This window comes from Bacillus cereus group sp. N11, from assembly GCF_016483605.1.
GTDB classification, from domain to species: Bacteria; Bacillota; Bacilli; order Bacillales; family Bacillaceae_G; genus Bacillus_A; species Bacillus_A toyonensis.
In genome coordinates this window covers 237,788-258,362 of sequence record NZ_JAEHBN010000003.1, presented here as the reverse complement: position 1 = coordinate 258,362, position 20,575 = coordinate 237,788, and the positions used below count along the sequence as shown (strand labels likewise).

Below are 20,575 nucleotides of genomic sequence, written 5' to 3'. Positions count from 1 at the left end.
ACCTTATTTATACTAGAAAAATAGCAAAGGAGAGTAAAAATGAAAATTTGGGAATTAAAGAGTTCATTTGATGGTTATCAATCCTTTCAACTATTGAGTTTAGAAGAAGATTCTAAAAAGTACTTTGAAGGGAAAATTGACTCGGCAGTAAAAGCATCTCATTCATGGGGAAAAATACGTATTAAATGTGTAGAAGAAGGAAATCAAAGTGATTTTCCTCATTTTTGGGGAGAAGTTGGTACACCAATGGTTAGTGAGAAAGCTAAACAATTCTTAGAGTCTATGCTTGGTAATAATGTAGAATTTCTTCCCCTAATTCATAATGTGAAGGGAGAAGTGTATTATATAATTAGCGTTTTAAATGCAATAGACGCTATTGACTATGAAAAAGCTATACTAAAGAAACTACGATCTGGCTTAGTAATAGATTTCAAAAAATACGCATTCTTACCTAATATGGTTAAGAACCAAACAATATTTAAAGTTTACTTAAATGAAATATTACATATTCCTTCTGTTTTCGTATCAGATGAATTTAGAAATGCAGTTTTAGAAAGTGATTTAAAAGGTTTCGAATTTGTAGAGATATGGGATTCAGAAGAGCATGCATAAAGAAATTCTAAAATAATTAAGTGAGATTATTGATGTGAACTAATAACTAAGACATTATTAAATATAAGATTAAGAAGCTTATGTACTTTCATGGGCTTTTTATTATGGAGAAGTGTAGAAAAGCATAGTAATCAATATTATATATATTTTGGGTTCACAAAATAAGTTGTAAATCCTGATCGAAGAAATAAAAATATAGCTGCTGATAATCAAATACAATTGCATCATCCTATATAAAATGAATGGGCTATAAAGGGTGATACGATTAGAGCGAAAAGAAAGCTCAAGAAAAATTTTCACCATCAAGTTCTGGTTTGCCTTATACCAAAATTTATAATATGCAAAGAAAGTAAAGAAGACTTGAGGTATACAATACTGATATAGATAATGAATTTAATGTAAGCTATAGAGAAATGATTGAGGCAGGGGATAATCCAAAAACTAAAAAAAGGTATTAATGGATGCTTATAAATATTTTGATAGTTTTAAGGGGTGAAAAATGGAAGAAATGTTTGTTAGTTTATTCATTCAAGTGAATTCCAATAATATAGAGAAGATGAACACATATAAAGAAAAGAATAATAAAAGTATAAGAGATTTGACAATAAGCATGAACCTTCTTTTTAGTGCATGCTATGCGAAGAGTGGGAGTCAGGATTGGACAGTAACATGGGGTTTGTGTGGATAGTGAGGAGGGAAGAAGTGAATAGAAAAAACCATCTCAAATAGAGACGGTTTTTTTAGTGCTATCTTTTTGAGGCTCTATATCCTGCAGCTTGTGCTTCAGCTGCTGAACAAAACATTTCTTCAGCATTCGTTTTATCATAAAACTGTTGACCAGGCATATGATAAATCTTCTCGCCTTTACTATTTTTATTACCTTTAATATTACAAGTACCATTCTGTTCTGATGCTTGATTAGTTTTTGGCTGAGGAGTTGCTTCGTTTTGTTTAATTTGATTTTGTTGCTCTTGTTGTTTCTTTAACTCTTGTTGTTTTTGCTGTTCTTCTTTTTGCTTCTGAAGTTCTTGTTGTCTTTTTTGTTCAGCTTCTTGTTTCTTTTGTTCTTCTTGTTGCTTCTGAAGTCCTTGCTGTTTTTTTTGCTCAGTTTCTTCTTTCTTTTTCTCTTCTTCTTTTACTTCCGTTGCTTTTTTTGCTTCCTCTTGCTTAGTAACAGTAGTAGCTTTTTCGGTTTTATCATCATCTGAACCTTTAGCACAAGAACCTATTAAAATAATTAATAAAATAATAATGCCTAAACACCCAAAGCATCCGCACCCTCGGCGTTTTTTTTCTTCTTTCTCATTTGCTGACTTTGCCATTTTTATCCCCCTATGTACTGTAAATTCAAGATTTAGTATATCAGATATTGAAAGGGGATTTTACATAAAGTTTATTAATAAAAGTAACTTTTGTAAGAAACACTATCTCTATGGAGGTGTGTCTATGTTATATACTTTTCTAATCATGGCAGGAGTACTTTACATTTCATGGTATGTCTACAAAAGAAGAAAGGACCACCATTTATACCAGCTCATCACGCGTTTTAACAAAGATGAAGAGTTTAAACGTACTTTAGCAATGGGGCTCTATTATCGATTTATGAAGCCATTGGAAAATGAAAAGTGCTCATCAGTATTTATACGTCAAACACCGTTGGAATTTGAAGCTTTTGTTGCGGATGTAATTGAAAAGTATTATGGTGGTTCTGCATTAGTAACGGTAGCTACAGGTGATTATGGTGTAGACTTTGAACATACGGTAAACGGTGAATTATATCTGGGTCAGGTGAAGTGTTTGTGTAGCGACATGTCCTATAAAGCAATTGCACTGGTGCATAGTAACATCGCGAAAAAAGGGGCAAAAGGCGGTTATGTAGTATCAACAGGTGGTTTTTCAAAAAATGCAAAGCACTATGCTGAAGAACTGAATGTACAGCTAATCGATGGATCAAGATTGGCTGAAATGTATATGGAATCCATTGAGGGACATCCGTTACCTCAATACGTGCTAAACCCTGCAAGTAATTAATCAGCGGGGTCTTTTTCTTGTACCTCGTATAAATCATAGACTCTACAATCGGTTATTTTTGCTAACTCGAATGTTTTGTCTACTGGAGGATAAGACTCGCCAGTTACATAATTACTCATTTGCTTTTGGCTTATATATAATTTCTGTCTTATAGGGGAGAGGTACTGGGTGAAGATAAGGTATTTTAGTAGATTTATGTTATTTTAAATTTACTTTGAATGAATGGATAATTTGGTAAATACACTATGTTGTTCATTTTTTTCTGGATTCATACTTGCTTGATAAGATGAAAATCCTTTATATATATTTTTTTTCATTGCCACAAACCATTATTTTGATCGAATTCACCATAGTAATGATTGTAATCAAGTTTGTTTCCTGTGTTTTTATTAAAATTATTGCTAATAAAAATACGGCTATTACTTGCATAGATGTGGTTATTGGTAATCACATTGTTTCGAATATCATAATTTAATTCGATTTGGCTATTCTCTTGATCTTTTGTGTCATTTTTAAAAATAATATTATTTGTAATTGTATTATTTTCAGCATATCCTTGTTTACTGTCGTATCCACCAATTGCAATTCCACTCATTATATTATTGGATATTGTATTGTCCCTAACAGTAATTTGGCTTGCGCTCTTTCCTGCATGTTCGCTAGCTACTTCAATGCCCAGGTCGTTTTCATAGCTTTGATTTGCTTAATGATAATTTCCTTCCCACCATCTACGTAAATACCATCAGCTGAATATTCATTATAACTAGTATTATTGAAAAATGAATTGTGATGAACGATATTATTACGAACAATTCCATTCCGTGCTTGATCTAAAGCAGCTACTGGAGATACTCCTTCATGTCCAATAAGAACAATACCAATGTTGTTATCATGCACTTTGTTATTGGTAACTTCAAAAGAATCTACATTCCCATTCACAGCAATTGCTTCACTCGGTCCTAATTTCAAATTTGCTACTTCGTTATTTTATTTTCTATGACAAGGTGATTTAAATTATTTTATGCATGAGATGAAGTACCATAAAAAGCAATAAGGAATAATTTAGATGTTTCATGTGAAAAAGAGTACTAGATTTGATAATATTTTATTTGAATATAAACAGTTACTTAAATATTAATAAGATAAGTTTCCAATCTAATATATGGGGAGTAGAAAAATGAATTATTTTCTTGTATTTCAAAATAAAAGTTATAAGGAAGAGAGGGAGGGAGGATTTCTCTGGGCGCCACAAAAAAATAACAAGGGACAAACATTTCATCACTGGACAGATATGAAAATGATAAGAAAAGGTGACATCATTTTTAATAGTTTTAAAGGAAGGCTAGTATCAATTTTGGTTGCAAAAGAAGATTATAAGGTTCATGATAAGCCAATTGGACTGGAACAGACTGAGCTCTGGGAAAAAGAAGGATGGATTGTAAATGTGGAATACCATGATTTGGAGATTCCTATTATATATAAAGATTTTATAGAAAACATATTAAAGCTACAGGGTGAAAAATACGCTCCATTTAATAAGATTGGGCGTGGTAATACTGGTTACCTATTTAGAGTAACTCTAGAACTTGCTGATTATTTATTAACAATAGTTAAAGAAAAAAATAGGGATACTTGGAACAAGCTATCAAACATAGGAAGTAGTGATGAAGAAACTATTCTGGAAGAAATAGAGAAGGTTTTGTCGTATGTATTAGATCAAACTGAAAAAGAACAAGTTATAAAATCTAGAATTGGACAATCCATTTTTAAAAAGAATTTGTTGAAGAATGAAGAGAAATGTAAACTATGTGGAGTCTCTGATAAACGTTTTCTAATAGCAAGTCATATTAAACCTTGGAGCCAATCTAATCATAGGGAAAGGTTAGATATAAACAATGGACTACTACTTTGTCCTAACCATGATGCGTTATTTGATAAAGGTTTTATTAGTTTTGGAGACGACGGGAGAATTTTAATTTCGAACAGTTTAGACGAAGCTTTAAAAATCTTCTTGAATATACATGATAAGTTACAGATCCAAATGAATGAAATGCAGCGTCAATATATGAAATGGCATAGAGAGATTGAATTTCAGGCTTAAGTAGATAAAAAATTGTTGGGAGTAGTAAGTTAAAATAAATTAAAGGATCGAGCTACAAAGGTAGTATTTCATGGTTATAATAGGTGCTTTACAAAATATACCGTATATCAAAGTAATGAGTATGTAGCTGAGCTAGCTAAAAGATGTGCGCAAGATAAATGGGAGTTATGTAAATAGCATGCTCCTTTCCAAGATAAAAAAGGGACTCCATACTTAGGAAGTACATCATGTGGAATGACTATCAGAAGGCGGGAAAGATACAATTTATAACACTGTTGGAATATGCGCAAACTGTCATCGAAAGTTGCATATTTTAAACCTACATGAAGATGTTACCAAATTAGTGAAAAAGATAAAGTGGTATAAACAAGAAGAAGAGAAGTAGAGAGTATAAGTATTAAATAAGATGTGAAAGAAGTGAAGATTCATGAAGAAGAAAGTATCGGTTGTTGGAGCTGTCATTTTTAATGAGAAAAATGAGATCCTATGTGCATTACGTTCTCCTAAAATGTCATTACCAAACTATTGGGAATTTCCAGGTGGGAAAATTAATGAAGGGGAAATGCCGCAAGATGCATTGGTGCGTGAGATTAAAGAAGAACTAGGGTGTTTAATTGCTGTTGGTGAAAAAATAGAAGAAGTGGATCATGAATATGAGAATATTATAGTTCATCTTGCTACTTATAAGGCATACATAGAGTCCGGTATACCTAAAGCACTTGAGCATGCCGAGTTGATATGGGTTCATGCTAATAATTTATTGGAGTTAAAGTGGGCCCCGGCCGATCTTCCAACCGTAGGAGTTTTATGCTTAAAGTTTAAAAATTAAGGTCTGAAATAAGAAATAATGAGATGGATTTTTATAAGTTATAAACTGTTTTGAAAGTAGTTGTATGACTCTGGTGGCTCTCCCTGCTGAGCTATGGGGTCCCAACAAACAGTACAATCGCTGCTTAATAAACGGTTAATTGCAAAGTACAGGGTGTGAGGATTGCAAAAAAGGTGCGGTAAAGCTAACAGAGAATAGACTTAATGTGTTACGGGCGTTAGGATAATACGAGGATATTGATTATATATGGGGGTAAATAAGTTGAAAAGCATTGAAGTTCTAAATACATACATTGAAGGGTTTTCTGATGCTCTCCCTACGTGGTTAAAGCATCTAATCGAGGCAGAGGAGATACATCAAAACTATGAGAATGTACAGGTACTTGGTGCATTAAAAACAGATGCGGTGTTGTACTATGTACACCGTACGCTGCAAGTGTTAGAGGGATTGTCTTTAGATGAAGAAGCGTATCGCATTATTGAACAGGTATTAACGTATAGTGAGCTTGCAAAGGTAGGCTCTTTAAAACAGCGGGAGCAATGGAAGAAAAACGGGATTAACCTATTGGTACATAACGAAGGTTCTGCGGATATCTTTAGTGATATTCAGTTTATCGAACGTATAGAGACAAACTTAAATTCTACTGAGTATTTGTTTGTTCGAGATTTAATTAGAACACATGGATTAATCGGGCAGTATATCCGCGGGGAGGCTCGTTTAGATTCTCATGTTGATTTGATTAACACATATAAAGAAGAATACGGAGACGTTAGGTTAAAGGAGATTCTATACTATCTTAACCAATGTATTATTGAGGGCGTATCAAAATCCTTGTGGAGTGAAGTAAAGAACGATGTGAAGATTACAATTGATGGGCTATTTGATGGCTATGTGGAGCCATTTACTTCTCGCATACATAGACTCACGCCAAAACATAAGGAGTCAGCATTTGAAAAAGATATAATTATGGGGAGCGAGAAGAGTGGCGTTCAAACCTTCTTATCTGATAAGGATTTATGGTATGTAGAACCGTCTATGCATGCTCTTAGCTTCGAGGATATCTGGACAGTTTTTATTATGTTAAAGAACAAAATAGGCACTGGAAAGGTTCAGCATATTCATTTCGAGAAATTGATGCAGCAGTTGCACTATGATTTCAAAGGCGAGAAGAAGGACAACTTGTATCGTAAACGGGTTATTGAGAAGTATCTACGGGAGTACCGTGAGAACGAGAAGCCGGATACAACACATGTTTCCTTTGAGGTTAAAGTCGATGAAGATATGAAGACTGCGTATGTGTCGTTTCAGTTTTCTGCTGTAGGTGAGGCGTTAATTACCTTCTGTGTAGAGGCGGAAAAGGTAGATATGATGCATGCTCGGGCAAACGTGCTGCTGTTTGATTTCTTCGGGTTACGTAAGGACGCGTATGATAGATTCCATAACGAAGAATTGTATCTGGAGCATATGAATAGTTCGGCGGATGATAAACGAATTATTCTTGATTATATAAAGGGAGATACGGTTGTAGATGTCGGAGCCGGTGGTGGTGTCATGCTAGACATGATCGAAGAAGAGACCGAGGATAAACGAATCTACGGTATCGATATTTCTGAAAACGTGATTGAAACGTTGAAAAAGAAGAAGCAGACCGAGGGTCGTTCTTGGGACGTCATTAAAGGGGATGCAATCAACTTAAGCAGCTCGTTTGATAAAGAATCGGTTGATACGATTGTATATTCTTCTATCCTTCATGAACTATTCTCTTATATCGAGTATGAAGGTAAGAAATTCAATCATGAAGTAATTAAAAAGGGGCTGCAGAGTGCCTACGAGGTGTTAAAGCAGGGAGGTCGTATTATCATTCGTGATGGCATCATGACCGAAGATAAAAAGTTAATGCGTGTGATTCGTTTTAAAGATGCCGGCGGAATGAAGTTCTTAGAGCAGTATGTCCATGAATTTAAGGGTCGTATAATCCAATATGAGGTACTTGCAGACAATACAGTCAAAATGCCTGTTAACGATGCGATGGAGTTCTTATATACGTATACCTGGGGCGAGGATTCCTTCGTTCATGAGGTACAGGAGCAGTTTGGAATATTTACGCCAAACGACTATAAGGATTTTGTAAAGGGTATCTTTGGGGATAAAGTAAACATTGTTCAAGCTATGAACTATTTGCAGGATGGATATACTAGTCATCTTAGCGAGAAAATTGAGTTTAAAGATGAGTCTGGGAATGCAGTTGCGCTACCGGATAGTACGTTCTTTATGGTTTTAGAAAAGGTGAAGTAATGGGTATTGGTATAAATAAAGTATAAAGGGGTAAAGGGCAATGGAAATCTTAGAAATGCAATACACAAAGGAAGATAGAACATCTTTACAATCTAGGGTTGTCGAGCGCTGATGATGCACTTTGTTTATTCATTTTAAAAACTCCTAATATTAAATTATATAAGACAGAAAAATCGCTGGGAAGCGGTAAATAAGGAAGAATCGTATAAAAAAGAGGTTTGATTTGAAAACGGCTTTCCAAATCGGTTTATATTGCGTTTTGGTGAAGGGATTAATACAATAGGTCTTATTTATTATAAAAACGCATGTAAAGATGAATACAGGCTTTACATGCGTTTTTTAGGGTTTTTAGGGAAAATAAAAGGGTACTCATTATTTAAGGCATAAATTCTTTCTCTACGAGCTGGCGCATTGCTTTATTTTGATTCTTCAGCCTGTTTTCATGCCAATAATTTTCTATTTGTTCCACTTGTTCTTTTGCAAATGTAAATGAATTTTCATATAAGGCAAAAGCTTGTTACAATAGTAAAGAATAACTTTGGTACAATTGATAATGAAATGGGGAAAGATGCTAGATGAAAGCAACCGGAGTGACTAGAAAAGTAGATGATTTAGGGCGTGTGGTAATTCCAAAGGAACTTAGAAATACGCTGGGTATTAAAGAAAAAGCACCATTAGAGATCTTTGTAGAAGGTGAAGACATTGTTTTACAGAAATATCAGCCCGGTGGTGTTTGTGCATTAACAGGAGAGGTATCAAATCGTAACATATCATTAGCAAACGGTAAGATAACATTAAGTCCAGAAGGTGCAGAACTATTAATAAAAGAAGTAGAACAGTACCTTGTAAAATAAGTGGCTCCTTTCAGAGGCTTGTATTAAAGTTAATATAGTAATTTCGTGTATATTTTCATAACGGTTTTAGAAAGACAAAATCTAGAAGGATTTATCGAATTCTTTGAACGAAAATTGTATGAGAAACATATGTGAAAAGGAAAAAATAATAAAAGGCTAGTTAGTCCATTATAAGAGCTAACTAGCCTTTTATTTACTAAAGTAAACCTTGATAAAGTAAATAAACCTCGGTTGATCCCCACTAATCACTCTCACCTGAATACACTTTTAAGTGTTCCATTGCTATAGATATGGCATGTTTTTCTTTATCAATTAACGATAACCCCTGCTTAATAGGAGCCCAATACTCATATCCGTAATCCTCAAACCACGCAAAAACTTCTGTAGTGTAAAAACCATCATTTCGTTTGATAACTTGAACTTTTTATCTTTTACTTGTAGAAACAATCCCTTTAATGATTTCTTTCATTGTCTATCTCCCTCTACCTTTTATCCAGAGTGTGCTACATCAAGAATATAGATGATGAAAGGTATTTTGATTGCATAAGGTATTCATATTAAGTTTACATAACACATCAATATCAGCATCAATATATCTAGAAACAAAAAAATTCCTTTGTATGTTGGCTGTTAAATACGGTCTTTTCCAAAACCAATCATGATTTCACCTTCATGGTAAAATTCTATAACAAAATTATTGGGACAAAAAAGATAAGTGTCGCTACCAACCGCCGTTACATCGTCAATATTATGTAATATATCGTTTAAATTTGTATAGAGAACAGGAGTAGGTCCAGTACTCCATAGGATATAGACTTTACTTTCCAATGGGATAAGATGAGATATTTGATCCATGGAGTCAATGGCATGTTTAAGGGAAACCTTATCCCAACTGATTCGTCCCCACCATTCAAAAGGGTAAGAGTCATTTAATAATTTGTATATTTCTGATCCTCTTTCAGGAGATAATTCTTTAGTTTCAGCACCTAACACGCAGACGCATTCATCATATAAAGCACCATGAGTAGGTTTATGCTTTTTTCTATTTGCTTCAAGAAGTTTTAAGAGTCTTTGAGACCTGTTGTTTTTATTCATCATCCAGCCCACCATAAGGTAAATGAAAATACATACTAAAATCTCTATAAATAGATAAAAATCTTTTTATTTCTTGGCTAATATCTTCTAGATCCCCATATATATTATCTGCGGCTAAATTAATTTCTTCATTAAAATTATACAGCTGTTCATCTTCATAATCGAATCCCTCACAGCAATTATAATGTACCAAATTAGATATAAATGGTTGTATTTTCAATACATTTTCTTCATTTATCATAAATTTCTCCCATAACAGTCCGAGAATAATTTTTACGGGTAATTTTTTATCATACGTTCCTTTTATGTTTTTTAATTTAGATACAATATCAACTAACTTATCGTTACTGGATAAAGAAACTTCTATAATTTCATTAGAAGGACTATCTAATGTTTCAATTGTATGATCAGCCCACTCAATTACTTCAGTTTTTGAAAATAAACCAATTTGTAACCCTATCCTAAAAACCTCAGCTATTATTTTTATATTAACCATATATAACTCCCTAGATTTTTAGATAATTATACATCACATAAAACTAAACCTCAAAAAGGGTATTGATATTCGGATTAAAACCACAAAACAAGATAGAAATTAACTTGGAGAATAAATTATACTTTAAGTTGAATAAGGGGAATATTTGTTAAATAAAATAGTATAATTTATAATTTCAAGGATAGGAAATAAGGGATAGAAATTGAGTTATTTAGTAGAGGAGGTTGCTATATGTATAACTGCAATCAATGTGGAACAGAAATGATTATGCAATTACAAGATAGATATAGAGAATTTTGCCCAAGATGTGAAGGTCTTAGACCAAGTAGCTTAATATACTATAATTTATATGAATTACTAGATTATATGGAAGCAAACAATTATATGAATAAAGAAAATATGCTACATAACTTTCTAAAATGGGAGTTTGAGTTAACGAAGGGAAATATATTTAAGTTATATTTGGATATAGATATGATACCCCTGATGATGAAGATCTTATAAAGCAATTAGAGGTTTATATGAAGGGGATTCGATTAAAATTAAATGTTAAATATGAGGATGACTATATCTGGATTAAGGTTAATTAGATGTGATTCTATATATAATGAGTTTTATTTTAACAAGTTCAGGAGCATTTGTATTTTTGAGTATAAGGGTCTTTAAATATTACCAGGAATTCCTAAAAATCTCCTAATTTCCTGAAACTAGCCAAGATAAATTCCTCCTATAAAAAAAGAAGGGGAGAAAGCCCCCTTGCTTTAAAAATTTATTAAAAAATAACTTAATTCATTGATGGAATATTATTGAATTGGTGCACAACTCCAAATGTATTTTCCAACTACTTTTATTTCTGGACAATTTTCTATATCTGTACAATCAAACATTAATGGATGTATACTAGGATTAAAAGAATCTGGTTCAAGTATAATTCTATTATTGGTTTTGTAAATTCTTTTTAAAGTGGCGTCATATCCGTTGATGAGTACAGCGGCTATGTCGCCATTATTTATATTTGTTGTCCTCTCAAGTACAGCTATATGTCCATCATGTACAATTCTATTCATGCTGTCTCCGTTTATACGAAGTGCTAATAGTTTTTCAAATCCGTATTTATCTAAAATGATATCAGGTACCTGTATATCACCAATTACATTTTCTATTGCTTCAATTGGTTTACCAGCTGAGATTGTACCATAAATGGGAATCTCCCGTTTGGTAATTATGTGATCTTCAGGACAATAGGATTCATTTTCATCAATAAAGTAGGTTGCAGGGACATTTAACATCTTAGCGATTTGTGATATTTTTGACATTTTAGGGCTTCTTTCACCATTTCTCCACCGTAAAACAGTAGTTCTACTAACAGATAATAATTCAGCTAATTGTTCGTCTGTCATATTATTTTTCTTCATCAATTGAGATAATTTTAAACCGAATGATTTCATGACTTTTTGTCACCTCCGTCTTGATTGATTATATAATTGGTGTGACAAAAATGCAACTTTCTTCGTTATTTGGTAAAAAAATACTTGACTGTTTTGTCACGTAGTACTATATTTGAATTTGAAAAGAGGTGACAAAAATGCACAAGATGATATTTTTAGAAAGAAAATTAAAGAGAAAAACTATTGAAGAAGTTGCTGATTTTCTTAATGTTTCTCCACGTACATATTGGGCAAAAGAACATAATAAAAGTGAATTCACTCTGAAAGAGGCACATATGTTATCGTGCTATTTAGAGAAATCTATAGAAGAGTTGTTCCCAGATCTTTTTTTAAATAATTTGTGACAAAAATGCACGTATTTATATCTGGATTATAGGATGTTTTTGGGGTTATTTTAAACAAAATATCTAACAATCCTACTATTAAAGTTACTTTATATATAGGTTTTAAATTAGAAAAGAAGGAAAGAGATTCAAAAAATGAAACGCTAAAGTGTATTTGGTATATAAAAATTGATGTGAAATATAGAATGCTAAATATTCAAGTAGATGAAAGAGCGATCAGAAGATTATATTTAGAAAAATTAGAAGAATAGCTTAAAGAAGTAGATGCAGAATTTGTATTTTGGGATACAAGTGAATTAAAAAAAAGAACGTGCATGTCGTGAAAGACTATTCAAAAAGAATTCTTTTTTTGATCAGCGTTTTCAAAAATTTAAAGTGGGCGGAAAATGGTATTTTACGGCTAAAGAAACGAAGGCATTTTTATTAAATTGGCTAACAGAGAATGAGGTGTAAGAAAAGAAAGACTATTGTCTTAAAAAACAAATCTTATAGGAAAGTCTATTGTAGGGAGGAGGATTAAACATGGTTTTTAAAGTGACAAAAAAACCAGGATATGTCAGCAAGAGTACTAATGAAAATGAAGAATTTAGTAATACTAGTTGTTTTGAATCGGAAAAACTTTCGAATAAACAGTTAAAAATGATTTATGCCAAAATGCATATAATAGCATTGAAAGATGATGGAGTAATATCAAAAGAAAAAATCAAAAATAAATTAAAAGAAAAACTTAAAATTCAATCACTGAGTGATCTTACAAGGAAGCAAGCTAATCAGGCTATACAAATATTAATAGGTTGGGAAATTTAAAAGTTTTGGAGAATCAAACCTTTAATATATAAGAAGTTTAATATATTGATTTTAAGAAAAAATTATGGAGGAAGATAAAATGAGTAGTTTGCTAATACAGGATGAGCCACTATTAGTATTACCTCGATTAGCAAGTAAGATTGGGTTGAACGAGGCAATTTTTCTTCAACAAATACATTATTGGCTCAAGCGCTCGAAACATTATTATGATGATCGTTATTGGGTCTATAATAGCATTACAAATTGGCATAAACAATTCCCGTTTTGGAATGAAAGAACGTTGAAACGTATTGTTAAAAATCTTGAAGAGTTTAACTTATTGATAAGTGGTAACTATAACAAATTAAAGTTTGATAAAACAAAATGGTATTCAATAAATTATAACAGACTAGTTGAATTAGAAATAGATAACGATTGTGACAAATTGTCTCAACGAAAAGAACATATTGTCATGATGGAAAATGATAATATGTCTCAACCAATACCAGAGACTACACAAAAGATTAACACAGAGAATACCACTCAAAAAGATATAGTAGAGATAATTAATTATCTCAACAGTGTATGTAATACAAGTTATCGTATTTCAACTAAAAAGACGCAAATGTTAATTAAATCTAGACTACAAGAGGGATTTAATATAAATGAATTTAAAGAAGTTATTGAGACGAAGGCGAAAGAATGGCTTTATACAGAACAAGCAAAATATTTAAGACCAGAAACCTTATTTGGAACTAAATTTGAGGGATATTTGCAACAGAGAAAGATGGTGAAATCAAATGGCTTTAACAAAGGTAACAGATATAGTACAAAGTCTTTCGAAGAGAATGAACTTCCTTTCTGATACATGTCTGATATGTAAGCAAGAGAGAAAGCGAATGGTAAGATTGATGGAGATTCAGGGTGAAACGATTTGTCCAGTATGTCGTTTAGAAGAAGAAAATAGAAGGTTAGAAAAAGAAATGAATGTTTTTCGTTATGAAAAAGAGGAAAGAAAACGTAAAAGTATATTTTACGATCATAGTCTTATTAAAGATGAAACTATTAAATTAGCTAGATTTTCGACATTTATATCAGAGTGTGAAGAGGATGAAAACAATTTAATTTTAGCTAAAAAGGCTCTTACAGACTATTTAAATGATATTCGATTTAATTTGATTCTCGTGGGTAAAGTTGGAGCTGGAAAAAGTCATATTGCATACTCTATAGCGCATGAAATGAATGAACAAAGTTCGAATAAAGTTATGTATGTTACAAGTTCAGAACTCTTTGATTACATACGTTCGACATTTAATACGCAATCATGTGAAACAGAGCATAGCATAACAAATATGCTAATTTCTATGGATTTATTAGTCATTGATGATCTAGGAGCAGAGCTAGGGGATATGGATATTAATGATTTAAAAGCAACAGCATTTGTAAATCGTGTGTTATTTAAACTATTTGATGGACGCCAAGGGAAAAAAACAATTATCACAACGAATTTAACAGGTGAGGCAATTATAAAAGCGTACGATGAAAGAGTTACATCTCGTATGTTTAATACATATCGACACATGGAATTTAAAAAAACAAGAGATAAGCGTAAGAGAAAATTACCTTTTTAAGAAAAGAATATATATGGTGTAGGAAATATATATTCAGATAAAAACATATTGTTCAAGAAATTTGTACTGTATGAATTGGTTCTTTTAATTAGCGAGTAAGTGAAGTGATTCGGAAGTTAAGAAAGAATATGAGGAATGGAAAGAGCATTTGATCAGAAATTACACGTATGTACATTGAAAGTAGTTTTTAAGTTTATTTAATATGTTTTAAATAATTAAATGGAGGCATCTTGAAAATGAGAACATATAAAGGATTTGAAGCAATTAAACGAATGAAAACAAATTGGATTACAACAGTACAAGAGACACCGATGTGTTGGAAAATAGAAGGTGAAAGAGTAATTGCTGATTATTTAGGTAAAAAAGAAAGCTATCAACAAATTAATTTCTTTTTTGAGAACGAATTTATAGATTGTAGAGAAACTATTCGAAAAGGAGAACTATTGTATATTGAAAATGAAAATAGTGAAAAATTTATCGCTGAATATTGTAAAGAAAATGAAAAAGAAATAAAGCATGGTAGTTGGTTCTGGATTAATGGAGAGGAGTTCTCTAATAATTATGGTCATTTTGAAAAGCGTACGAAATTAAAAATTAGGAAAGCTGAAAAAAGTGAAAAATTATTATTTGAACGGGCAAAATTATTCGCTATCAAAGGGCGTAAAATAGATGAGTTTAGACTCGGTGATGTAGTTGAAAGAGATAATAAATTGTATAAAGTGGCTATTGTAAAAAGTGGAAGTGAATCTCAAATTGTAGTAGGATGTGTTCCAATTAATGGGGGCGCAATTTGTTATTATAATTCAAAAGATATTGAGATTCAATTTTTCGTTGAAGATATGGTGGTGTAGCAAGATGAAGTTATTTTTAATTAATCAACTTATTGAAAATGGAATTTACAAATATAAGGATAAACAATTGTACGAATTAAATAGTGATGAGTTAATAAAATTAATCAAAAATCATAAGGATAAGAAAATAAATGTTAGCAATACAATATATGAAATAATACATAAAGAATGTAAGCCTTAGAAGCAAATTAATATATGAAATTTAAATTATGGTTAAGGATAAATGATAAGAAAGGGGCTTAACATGTTAAATATAGAATTACCAGTATTAAATAAAGAAGCTACAAAAGAAAATGTACTGAAAGCTATAAAGAAATACAGATTATTTATGAAGTGTAATTATCTTAACGAAACGATACTCTCAAAAGAAAATATATTAAAAGAAAATGCGAAAGAAGAGCGGATCAATTATATTATTGCGATGAACAAAGGGTTAGAAAAGCTAGATATTGAAAGTGATAGAATAATTATTCAAAAATATTTGTTAAAGAATCGAGTTAATAGATATGAGGTTATGAAAGAGTTGAATTTATCCGAGGGAGATTATTATAGAAAAAGAAATACTGCTTTTTACAACTATGCATATGCATTAGGGATTGAGGTTGAGGAGTGTAAAGATTACTAATAATGAATAAGTTTTTAATATGGATTATAACCACCTGTGTAAACAAGCAGGTGGTTATTTTTATGTAAAAAAATGATGAAAAAGAGATAAAAACGAATCGTTATATACATATATCATATAAGTACAAAGTAGCAATGATAAATAGTATTAAGGAAGATTTTTTAAAAATAATTTTAGTTTTTGGTGAGAAAAAATAAATGGAAATTAAATGTAGATTTAGATGGTCTCTATTTTTAACAATTTTGCTTTGTTATAAGGGTGGGAATAGTATATGCGAGATTTAATTATCCAATATAAGGAAACATTATGTAAGTTAGAGCGTGCCAAAATAAGTGCAAAAGAAGAAGAAATTAAAATATTAACGAGTATGATTAGTGATGTCACATATGCTTTGGAGTGGATGAAGAATGCAAAGATGCCGGGTAATCGCCGGGGAATAGAACGTAGAGCTGCTTACCAACGAGAAAAATCATATGATTCCTTGTTAATGCAAAGATATTTTCGTAGTACTGATACAACATATGAATGGGATGATGAAAACAAAGAAAGTGTCATTTCAGAATGGGAAAGAATAAAACTAGAAGATGCGCTCTCTACTTTGACAAAATATGAAAGAGAAATATATATTATGTCAAGAGGAAGAGGCATTACACAAGAGAAAATTGCTAAATATTTGAATGTTTCAAGAAGCACAATTAAAACGATTCTATATAGATCTGAAATAAAAATTGCTAAACAAGTAAGAAAAAGTCTTTTCTGCGAAAGTAGTTAAGGCTTTTTCTTATTTACAAACACATTCTTGTCACCATAGTGCCACCTATAAATAGAGAGTAATAAAATAAGTTTAAATGAAATATAAAAAATGAAGAATGGATACTAGCAAAAAGAATGAGTGACCCAAAGGATATCTATAAATTAAATGAGAGATTTTAAAAATGACGGCATCTTTTTATTTACTACAAAATAGGCAGTAGTACATGAAAAACTACAGAAGGATGCGATTAGATGTTAGAACAAGATATAGATACAATGCCAATATGTTCAATTTGCCTTGAAAAATGTTTGTGGGTTTTGAAATTTCCAATCACAATTCAGTATTGTGAACAAATGTTTATTCGTGAGGTAGTTGACGACAATATAACAACAATATGTATTGAGTGTTTAGAAAAAGAAGTACAAATGATGAGCTAAAACGGGAGGGACTGCTAGTGGCACGACCAATGAAATTGAATGATGAGCTGATAAATAGGTTGACCCAATATATTAAAGTAGGGAATTATATTGAAACCGCATGTGCGTTAGTTGGAATTAGTAGAAGTATAGTTTATGTTTGGTTAAAACAAGGGCGTAGAGCAATTGAAACGAGTGAAAAGACAGGTGAAGTAGTACCGAGAAAAGATAAAATTTATGTGAAGTTAGTCATGGAAATTGATCAGGCATTAGCATTTAGTGAGGCGAGAGACGTTGAGACAATCGGGGAGCATGCAAAATCTAATTGGAAAGCGGCAGCATGGAGATTAGAAAGAAAATTCCCAACTAAATGGGGAAGGAAAGATCAATTGCAAGCAAACGTAAATCATTCAGGAGAAATGAAAGTAGAGCATAATAAAATGGCCATGAAAATTGGGTGTGATGAGGAAATGCTTGATTTAGCTATGAAATTATTTGAAAAAGTTCAAGGAGGAGAATTACAATCATGACACGGATGAATGTGCATAAGTTAATAGATGAAAATACATTTAAAGAATTGGCAAAAGTGAACTACCCCTTTCTATGTTCAGTATACACATAAGGGATTCTATAAACATGCAAAACACACAAAATTAATAACAAAGATTTGCCAAGATTTAATTGAAGAGAAATTATCGACTAATAGATTAATGGTGTTTATGCCACCTAGGCATTCAAAATCACAGTCTATAACAGAAACATTGCCAAGTTGGTATTTAGGAAAGTATCCAAATAAGAGAGTTATAGAGGTATCTTATGCATCAAGTTTAGCTGAAAAGTTTGGTAGAAGAAATCGTGCTAAGATTGAAGAGTTTGGTAAAGAAATATTTAACATTAGAATTGATGAGCGACAAGGTTCAGTAACAGATTGGGCACTACATAACCACTCTGGTGGAATGTTGTCTGTAGGAGTTGGTGGTTCGATTACAGGGGAAGGAGCAGATTTATTAATTATTGATGACCCTATTAAAAATCGCCAAGAGGCCGAATCAATTACATACCGAAATCGACTATGGGATGAATGGGAAGATACTCTATCTACACGTTTACAAAAAGGTGCAAAGGTAATTCTAATTTTGACGCGATGGCATGAGGACGATTTAGCTGGTAGATTGTTAGAGAAAGAACAGGAGAAATGGACTGTGTTATCAATTCCTGCTATAGCAGAGTCAAAGGATGATCCATTAAACAGAATAATAGGAAGAGGCTTATGGGTTGAACATTATGGCCAAAATTATTATGAAGATAAAAAGAAGTTTTCCTCTGCACGCTCATGGTTATCTTTATGGCAACAAAAACCATCAAGTGATATAGGGAATATTTTTAAAAGGAACTGGTTTCAATATTATGATGTATTACCAAATTGGGAACAATTTGATCAAATTATTACTTCCTGGGATATGGCTTTTGATAACACTACAAATAAAAGTTCATTTGTGGTTGGACAGATTTGGGGAAAAGTAGGTGGAGACAAATATTTAATTGATCAAGTGAGGGCGCAAATGAATTTCCTAGAAACAAAGAAAGCATTTGTTGTTTTTCATCATAAATATGAGTCGATTCTTCGGAATTCTGGGTTTAAAAAGTCCATTCCGAAATTAGTTGAAAAAAAAGCAAATGGCCCTGCCATTATTAGTTCATTAAAGAATGAAATAAGTGGAATCATTCCTATAAATCCACAGGGTTCAAAAGAAACACGTGCTGAGGCAATATCCCCTGAATTTCAATCTGGAAATGTATATATACCTAATCCTAAAATACAATCTTGGGTATATGATTATGTAGATGAATTAGCTTCTTTCCCATCTGGTAAACATAATGATCAAGTAGATACAACGTCACAAGCCTTAGAATACTTTTTTACTAAGCAAAAAAAAGTAATGGGTGGAAAAATAAAAAGAGTTTAGCTGAACATTACATGTTCAGCTTTTTTATATTGGTAAAGTTTTTATGAAAAACATTGAATAAATGATTTGTATATGAAAGGAGGCATAGGTTTTATGGTTGAGAAAAAAGCAATTAAGAATGTGAAAGTACTTAAATTACAGAGTCGTGAGATGACTTTACGTAAGGAGGAACTTCAAAGTAAACAAATGGCAATTGATCCATTTGCACAAGTGTACGGTGATAAAGAACTAGTAAAGCCTCCATATGATATGCAAGTATTATTAAATTTGAGAGAAAGTAACCCTATTCACTCGGCATGTATTAGTGCAAAAGTAAATGATATTGCTGGTATGGGATTTGATTTTGCACCTCTAGATGAAGTGACAGAGGCAAATCAAGAACAATATAAAGAATTAAAACGTTTTATGAGATATTGCAACAATGAAATGACAAGTAGCGAAATACTTAGGGCAGTTTGGGAGGATTATGAAACTGTAGGTTGGGGAATTATAGAGGTTGTTCGTAACTTGAAAGGAGAACCAGCGCAGCTTCACCATATTCCAGCACATACGGTACGTGCGCATAAAGATAAGATTCGATTTGCGCAAATTGTAAATAATGAGGAGAGATGGTTTAAACGATTTAGTTATCCATATGATTTTAGGTTAGTAGATGGAGAAACAATTAGTGATAGCTTAGATGAAAACTCGTTATTAGACACTGAAGAAAAAGCTGGTGAAGTTATTGTAATTCGTAAATTTGGTTCTAGATCATCATATTATGGTATTCCCGATTATGTGAGTTCTATTGGTTCCATTGTAGGATCACAAGCTGTAAGAGATTACAATATTAATTATTTCACTGGTAAAACAATTCCAGATGCTGTTTTGTTTGTTGAGGGTGTTGATGAAATAGATGATTCAGTTGAAAGAGAATTAAAAACATTTTTCTCTGTTGAAACAAAAGGAGAACATCATAAGTTAGCAGTTGTTCCTGTCCCTGAAGGAGCAAAAGCTCGTTTAGAGAAATTAGGGCCTGATGTCAAAGAAGCGAGCTTTCGTTTATATCGTCAAGATAATGCTATGGAAATTTGTGTAGCTCATCGGGTGCCACCATATAGAATTGGTTGGGCTATGACAGGATCACTTGGGCAGACGACAGCAAAAGAAATGAATGAAATGTATAAAAGATCAATTATTGAACCGGGTCAACAAATTTTAGAACATCGATTAAATACACAATTATTTAAAGAGTTTACAGGAACATTAGGGGAATTGGACTGGCAGTTTCAATTAAATGAAATTGATACAGATGATCGAGCGAGTGATATGCAATATGCAATAGATGGATACGAAAAGAGTATATTAACAAGAAATGAATGCCGAAAGGTCATTGGATACGAACCAGTTCTAGAAGGAGATAAGTTTTTAAATGAAGATTCAAATTCGATTTAGTAGTCT

At 32.1% G+C, this 20,575-nt stretch carries 23 protein-coding genes and 3 pseudogenes; 20 read left to right on the top strand and 6 right to left on the bottom strand.

Features of this window, described 5'->3' with window-relative positions:
- Positions 1-39: 39 nt before the first annotated feature.
- Positions 40-612: an imm11 family protein gene (locus JDS98_RS07240; protein WP_199633717.1), complete on the top strand. Its 573-nt coding sequence runs from the start codon at positions 40-42 to the stop codon at positions 610-612.
- 746 nt (positions 613-1,358) lie between these two features.
- On the opposite strand, the gene JDS98_RS07235 is transcribed toward JDS98_RS07240, so the two are convergent.
- Positions 1,359-1,934 (bottom strand): sunset domain-containing protein, encoded by a 576-nt coding sequence (locus JDS98_RS07235; RefSeq protein ID WP_199633716.1) that lies wholly within the window; start codon positions 1,932-1,934, stop codon positions 1,359-1,361.
- A gap of 124 nt (positions 1,935-2,058) precedes the next feature.
- Between JDS98_RS07235 and JDS98_RS07230 the strand changes: the two genes are divergently transcribed.
- Complete coding sequence (locus tag JDS98_RS07230; protein WP_000967386.1) at positions 2,059-2,643, top strand: restriction endonuclease; 585 nt, start codon at positions 2,059-2,061, stop codon at positions 2,641-2,643.
- Positions 2,644-2,841: 198 nt separating this feature from the next.
- Here the strand turns inward: JDS98_RS07230 and JDS98_RS07225 are convergent.
- Positions 2,842-3,695: pseudogene (locus tag JDS98_RS07225) on the bottom strand (right-handed parallel beta-helix repeat-containing protein); the annotation flags it as partial.
- Between the two features lie 125 nt (positions 3,696-3,820).
- Here JDS98_RS07225 and JDS98_RS07220 point away from each other — a divergent pair.
- The 5 genes from JDS98_RS07220 to JDS98_RS07205 all read left to right on the top strand — a co-directional run bounded on the left by JDS98_RS07220 (position 3,821) and on the right by JDS98_RS07205 (position 8,722).
- Positions 3,821-4,744 (top strand): HNH endonuclease, encoded by a 924-nt coding sequence (locus JDS98_RS07220; protein ID WP_307838282.1) that lies wholly within the window; start codon positions 3,821-3,823, stop codon positions 4,742-4,744.
- Between the two features lie 262 nt (positions 4,745-5,006).
- Positions 5,007-5,129, top strand: coding sequence for a hypothetical protein (locus JDS98_RS30705; protein ID WP_306475155.1), 123 nt, complete (start codon positions 5,007-5,009; stop codon positions 5,127-5,129).
- A 42-nt stretch (positions 5,130-5,171) separates the two neighbouring features.
- A complete protein-coding gene (locus JDS98_RS07215) occupies positions 5,172-5,573 on the top strand; it encodes a (deoxy)nucleoside triphosphate pyrophosphohydrolase (protein WP_000731050.1) in 402 nt (133 codons plus the stop codon).
- 246 nt (positions 5,574-5,819) lie between these two features.
- Positions 5,820-7,868, top strand: a complete 2,049-nt coding sequence (locus JDS98_RS07210) for a class I SAM-dependent methyltransferase (protein WP_199633715.1) — start codon at positions 5,820-5,822, stop codon at positions 7,866-7,868.
- Positions 7,869-8,443: 575 nt separating this feature from the next.
- Positions 8,444-8,722: an AbrB/MazE/SpoVT family DNA-binding domain-containing protein gene (locus JDS98_RS07205; protein WP_000648337.1), complete on the top strand. Its 279-nt coding sequence runs from the start codon at positions 8,444-8,446 to the stop codon at positions 8,720-8,722.
- A 241-nt stretch (positions 8,723-8,963) separates the two neighbouring features.
- Here the strand turns inward: JDS98_RS07205 and JDS98_RS30700 are convergent.
- From JDS98_RS30700 to JDS98_RS07195, 3 genes and pseudogenes are all read right to left on the bottom strand, one after another.
- Positions 8,964-9,191: pseudogene (locus JDS98_RS30700) on the bottom strand (hypothetical protein).
- Positions 9,192-9,352: 161 nt separating this feature from the next.
- Entirely contained in the window at positions 9,353-9,820 is a 468-nt protein-coding gene (locus JDS98_RS07200) for a CDI toxin immunity protein (protein WP_097896527.1), read from the bottom strand.
- On the bottom strand, positions 9,810-10,313 hold the full coding sequence (locus JDS98_RS07195) for a hypothetical protein (protein ID WP_097879321.1): 504 nt from the start codon (positions 10,311-10,313) through the stop codon (positions 9,810-9,812). Before JDS98_RS07195 ends, JDS98_RS07200 begins: the two co-directional genes overlap by 11 nt.
- Before the next feature lie 231 nt (positions 10,314-10,544).
- Between JDS98_RS07195 and JDS98_RS30155 the strand changes: the two are divergent.
- Positions 10,545-10,903, top strand: a pseudogene (locus tag JDS98_RS30155) (hypothetical protein).
- A 213-nt stretch (positions 10,904-11,116) separates the two neighbouring features.
- On the opposite strand, the gene JDS98_RS07190 reads toward JDS98_RS30155, so the two are convergent.
- Positions 11,117-11,761 carry a LexA family protein gene (locus JDS98_RS07190; protein WP_098711370.1) on the bottom strand — a complete coding sequence of 215 codons (645 nt, stop codon included), beginning with the start codon at positions 11,759-11,761 and terminating at the stop codon, positions 11,117-11,119.
- Positions 11,762-11,898: 137 nt separating this feature from the next.
- On the opposite strand from JDS98_RS07190, the gene JDS98_RS07185 reads away from it, so the two are divergent.
- The 12 genes from JDS98_RS07185 to JDS98_RS07130 all read left to right on the top strand — a co-directional run bounded on the left by JDS98_RS07185 (position 11,899) and on the right by JDS98_RS07130 (position 20,569).
- Entirely contained in the window at positions 11,899-12,105 is a 207-nt protein-coding gene (locus JDS98_RS07185) for a helix-turn-helix transcriptional regulator (protein ID WP_000549412.1), read from the top strand.
- Positions 12,106-12,627: 522 nt separating this feature from the next.
- Positions 12,628-12,912 (top strand): hypothetical protein, encoded by a 285-nt coding sequence (locus JDS98_RS07180; protein WP_097879319.1) that lies wholly within the window; start codon positions 12,628-12,630, stop codon positions 12,910-12,912.
- 79 nt (positions 12,913-12,991) lie between these two features.
- Positions 12,992-13,756, top strand: coding sequence for a conserved phage C-terminal domain-containing protein (locus JDS98_RS07175; protein ID WP_000096621.1), 765 nt, complete (start codon positions 12,992-12,994; stop codon positions 13,754-13,756).
- Positions 13,740-14,522, top strand: a complete 783-nt coding sequence (locus JDS98_RS07170; RefSeq protein WP_175282544.1) for an ATP-binding protein — start codon at positions 13,740-13,742, stop codon at positions 14,520-14,522. Before JDS98_RS07175 ends, JDS98_RS07170 begins: the two co-directional genes overlap by 17 nt.
- Positions 14,523-14,758: 236 nt before the next feature.
- Positions 14,759-15,373: a hypothetical protein gene (locus tag JDS98_RS07165; RefSeq protein WP_001261481.1), complete on the top strand. Its 615-nt coding sequence runs from the start codon at positions 14,759-14,761 to the stop codon at positions 15,371-15,373.
- A gap of 4 nt (positions 15,374-15,377) precedes the next feature.
- Positions 15,378-15,554: a Fur-regulated basic protein FbpA gene (locus JDS98_RS07160; protein WP_000765290.1), complete on the top strand. Its 177-nt coding sequence runs from the start codon at positions 15,378-15,380 to the stop codon at positions 15,552-15,554.
- 63 nt (positions 15,555-15,617) lie between these two features.
- On the top strand, positions 15,618-15,998 hold the full coding sequence (locus tag JDS98_RS07155; protein WP_000931948.1) for an ArpU family phage packaging/lysis transcriptional regulator: 381 nt from the start codon (positions 15,618-15,620) through the stop codon (positions 15,996-15,998).
- Between the two features lie 271 nt (positions 15,999-16,269).
- Positions 16,270-16,770, top strand: a complete 501-nt coding sequence (locus JDS98_RS07150) for a sigma-70 family RNA polymerase sigma factor (protein ID WP_098139208.1) — start codon at positions 16,270-16,272, stop codon at positions 16,768-16,770.
- Between the two features lie 233 nt (positions 16,771-17,003).
- Complete coding sequence (locus JDS98_RS07145; RefSeq protein WP_000892958.1) at positions 17,004-17,189, top strand: hypothetical protein; 186 nt, start codon at positions 17,004-17,006, stop codon at positions 17,187-17,189.
- A 17-nt stretch (positions 17,190-17,206) separates the two neighbouring features.
- Positions 17,207-17,698: a hypothetical protein gene (locus JDS98_RS07140; protein WP_000113634.1), complete on the top strand. Its 492-nt coding sequence runs from the start codon at positions 17,207-17,209 to the stop codon at positions 17,696-17,698.
- Between the two features lie 189 nt (positions 17,699-17,887).
- Positions 17,888-19,135: a phage terminase large subunit gene (gene terL / locus JDS98_RS07135; RefSeq protein WP_242480966.1), complete on the top strand. Its 1,248-nt coding sequence runs from the start codon at positions 17,888-17,890 to the stop codon at positions 19,133-19,135.
- 93 nt (positions 19,136-19,228) lie between these two features.
- Positions 19,229-20,569 carry a phage portal protein gene (locus tag JDS98_RS07130; protein WP_000229506.1) on the top strand — a complete coding sequence of 447 codons (1,341 nt, stop codon included), beginning with the start codon at positions 19,229-19,231 and terminating at the stop codon, positions 20,567-20,569.
- Positions 20,570-20,575 lie beyond the last annotated feature (6 nt).

Excerpts from the sequence above, each read along its gene's own strand:
- JDS98_RS07240 (WP_199633717.1), top strand. The coding sequence starts at position 40 with ATGAAAATTTGGGAATTAAAGAGTTCATTTGATGGTTATCAATCCTTT.
- JDS98_RS07235 (WP_199633716.1), bottom strand. The coding sequence starts at position 1,934 with ATGGCAAAGTCAGCAAATGAGAAAGAAGAAAAAAAACGCCGAGGGTGC.
- JDS98_RS07230 (WP_000967386.1), top strand. The coding sequence starts at position 2,059 with ATGTTATATACTTTTCTAATCATGGCAGGAGTACTTTACATTTCATGG.
- JDS98_RS07220 (WP_307838282.1), top strand. The coding sequence starts at position 3,821 with ATGAATTATTTTCTTGTATTTCAAAATAAAAGTTATAAGGAAGAGAGG.
- JDS98_RS07215 (WP_000731050.1), top strand. The coding sequence starts at position 5,172 with ATGAAGAAGAAAGTATCGGTTGTTGGAGCTGTCATTTTTAATGAGAAA.
- JDS98_RS07210 (WP_199633715.1), top strand. The coding sequence starts at position 5,820 with ATGGGGGTAAATAAGTTGAAAAGCATTGAAGTTCTAAATACATACATT.
- JDS98_RS07205 (WP_000648337.1), top strand. The coding sequence starts at position 8,444 with ATGAAAGCAACCGGAGTGACTAGAAAAGTAGATGATTTAGGGCGTGTG.
- JDS98_RS07200 (WP_097896527.1), bottom strand. The coding sequence starts at position 9,820 with ATGATGAATAAAAACAACAGGTCTCAAAGACTCTTAAAACTTCTTGAA.
- JDS98_RS07195 (WP_097879321.1), bottom strand. The coding sequence starts at position 10,313 with ATGGTTAATATAAAAATAATAGCTGAGGTTTTTAGGATAGGGTTACAA.
- JDS98_RS07190 (WP_098711370.1), bottom strand. The coding sequence starts at position 11,761 with ATGAAATCATTCGGTTTAAAATTATCTCAATTGATGAAGAAAAATAAT.
- JDS98_RS07185 (WP_000549412.1), top strand. The coding sequence starts at position 11,899 with ATGCACAAGATGATATTTTTAGAAAGAAAATTAAAGAGAAAAACTATT.
- JDS98_RS07180 (WP_097879319.1), top strand. The coding sequence starts at position 12,628 with ATGGTTTTTAAAGTGACAAAAAAACCAGGATATGTCAGCAAGAGTACT.
- JDS98_RS07175 (WP_000096621.1), top strand. The coding sequence starts at position 12,992 with ATGAGTAGTTTGCTAATACAGGATGAGCCACTATTAGTATTACCTCGA.
- JDS98_RS07170 (WP_175282544.1), top strand. The coding sequence starts at position 13,740 with ATGAACTTCCTTTCTGATACATGTCTGATATGTAAGCAAGAGAGAAAG.
- JDS98_RS07165 (WP_001261481.1), top strand. The coding sequence starts at position 14,759 with ATGAGAACATATAAAGGATTTGAAGCAATTAAACGAATGAAAACAAAT.
- JDS98_RS07160 (WP_000765290.1), top strand. The coding sequence starts at position 15,378 with ATGAAGTTATTTTTAATTAATCAACTTATTGAAAATGGAATTTACAAA.
- JDS98_RS07155 (WP_000931948.1), top strand. The coding sequence starts at position 15,618 with ATGTTAAATATAGAATTACCAGTATTAAATAAAGAAGCTACAAAAGAA.
- JDS98_RS07150 (WP_098139208.1), top strand. The coding sequence starts at position 16,270 with ATGCGAGATTTAATTATCCAATATAAGGAAACATTATGTAAGTTAGAG.
- JDS98_RS07145 (WP_000892958.1), top strand. The coding sequence starts at position 17,004 with ATGTTAGAACAAGATATAGATACAATGCCAATATGTTCAATTTGCCTT.
- terL (WP_242480966.1), top strand. The coding sequence starts at position 17,888 with ATGCCACCTAGGCATTCAAAATCACAGTCTATAACAGAAACATTGCCA.
- JDS98_RS07130 (WP_000229506.1), top strand. The coding sequence starts at position 19,229 with ATGGTTGAGAAAAAAGCAATTAAGAATGTGAAAGTACTTAAATTACAG.